Source organism: Rhodococcus sp. P4_B6 (genome assembly GCF_056402215.1).
The window spans coordinates 1-1,943 of the sequence record NZ_JBFUHV010000414.1 but is presented as its reverse complement, the minus strand read 5'-3'; the positions used below and the strand labels follow the sequence as shown (position 1 = coordinate 1,943).

The window sequence follows — 1,943 nt, the reverse complement described above, 5'->3', positions numbered from 1 at the left end:
GTGATCGTGTCGACCACGTACTGGGCGGCGGCCTCCTCGAGGTCGAGGACGGCGACAGCGTGGCCGTCTGCGGCGAGCCGCCGTGCGACGGCGGCGCCGATTCCCCGTGCAGCACCGGTGACGATTGCGGTACGGCGGTGTTCGGGATGAGGTGATGCGTTCACGAGATGGGGGTTCCTCTCAAGGATTGGATCGATGTGACTTCGGGTCAGGAGAGCGTTCGAGGATCAGTGCCATGCCCTGTCCTCCGCCTACGCACATGGTTTGAGGCCGAACTGCTTGTCGTGTGTCTGCAGTGAGTTGATGAGGGTGCTTGTGATCCGCGCACCGGTCATGCCGAACGGGTGGCCGATGGCGATGGCCCACTGCTGACGTTCAGTCACTGTTCGCCGACACCGAGCATGAGGTCGTCGATGGCGCTTGGATCGAGTGCAGGTACATTCGCCAACGCGGCCGTGACCATCTGGAGGGGGAGGTCATCGAGCCGATTGTCCTTCAATGGAGCCCTTCATGGCTCTTCCGATCGGCGAACGTGCAGTGGCGACGGTGACAACTTCAGGCAGGGTTGTTCTCGAATCGGTGATTGCTGTGCGCGGAAGAAGGTGGAGGCGAAGGTTCAGCCGGCGCAGCCGGAGATCCCGCCGTCAAGCGGAATGATGGTGCCGGTCAGGTAAGAGCCGGCACGGGAGGCCAGGAACCGGACCGTGCCGATCAGGTCGTCGGTTTGTCCGTAGCGGCCCAGCGGGACGCGCTCGAGCAGCTCTGCCTCGACCTCTGGATCCGCCGCGACGTGTCCGAGCATGTCCGTCAAGACCGGTCCGGGGGCGATCGCGTTGACGGTGATGCCGTCGGAAGCCAGTTGCTTGGCTAAATGGCGGGTGACCATGTGCAGCCCGGCTTTGCTCGCACTGTAGGAGTAGTTCTCCCAGCTAGGTGTAGCCAAGGCATCCACGCTGCCGATGTTGATGACACGAGCGGGCCGGTCGGGGCGTGCCGCATTGCGAAGAAGCGGAAGCGTTCCCGTGATGAGGTAGAACGGAGCGACAAGGTTGGTGTTGAGCACCTTCGTCCAACCGATGAGGGGAAACTCTTCAAGTGGCGCACCCCAGGTGGCCCCGGCATTGTTCACCAGGACGTCGATGCTTGTCAGGTGCTCGCCAAGCCATTCGACCAGACCGGTCACCCCTTCGGCCAACGACAGGTCACTGGCGACGGGGGTGCAGCGTCCTGCCGATCCCGCAGCGTCTGCCTCGGCATTGATGGCTTCGGCCGTCGCGCGGCACTGTTCTTCCTTTCGGCTGGTGATGACAACGTGGGCACCACCCAGTACCAGGCCGCGGGCGATCGTGGCGCCGATCCCTCGTGAGCCACCGGTCACGACGGCGGTCCGCCCGGCGACAGAGAAGAGGGTGTCGGGCGCCGGTCGCACTTCTAAGGTGGTTGCACTATTCATGCCATCTACGCTAGGTCCACATTGGCGTTATCTCTTGGGAGGCAGCGCACTTCGCTTGCATCGCGCGCAGCAGACACGCGCAGACCCGGTCGTCGAGCAGGCCCGCGGGCCGCTGATTCAGTCGTTTGCGGATGCCGCAGAACGTGTGTCGGAAGGGCGCTCACCGAAGGCCCGCCGGTACGCATTACTGAAGGTGCTGAGGTCGCCGAATCCTGAGGAGTATGCCACCTGAGTCACGCTCTGGTGGCTCCAGCCACGGTCCTGCAGACGCAACCGCGCCAACGCCAGACGCTCCTCTCGGATGAGATCCGACGGTGTTGTCCCAATCCGCTGCAACTGGGCCTGAACGTGCCGGAGCGACCAGCCGAGGCGCGCCGCTGCCACGGCTCCTGTGAGGTTCGGGTCGTGCGCATTCTCTCGAACAAAGCGCCGGATGGCGGTGACCAACCCTTCCTGAACATCGACGGAGGGGGTGGCCGTGTCTGCGTTG

At 64.1% G+C, this 1,943-nt stretch carries 3 protein-coding genes and 1 pseudogene; all 4 read right to left on the bottom strand.

Annotated elements, in window-relative coordinates; translation table 11 throughout:
- On the bottom strand, positions 1-164 hold a 164-nt coding region (locus tag AC1DWT_RS51165), incomplete at its 3' end, for an SDR family NAD(P)-dependent oxidoreductase (RefSeq protein ID WP_477926256.1).
- A 16-nt stretch (positions 165-180) separates the two neighbouring features.
- Positions 181-362: pseudogene (locus AC1DWT_RS51160) on the bottom strand (hypothetical protein); the annotation flags it as partial.
- Between the two features lie 254 nt (positions 363-616).
- Positions 617-1,453 carry an SDR family oxidoreductase gene (locus AC1DWT_RS51155; protein ID WP_477926255.1) on the bottom strand — a complete coding sequence of 279 codons (837 nt, stop codon included), beginning with the start codon at positions 1,451-1,453 and terminating at the stop codon, positions 617-619.
- 117 nt (positions 1,454-1,570) lie between these two features.
- Positions 1,571-1,943 (bottom strand): helix-turn-helix transcriptional regulator (locus AC1DWT_RS51150; protein WP_477926254.1); only part of this gene is annotated, 373 nt, incomplete at its 5' end.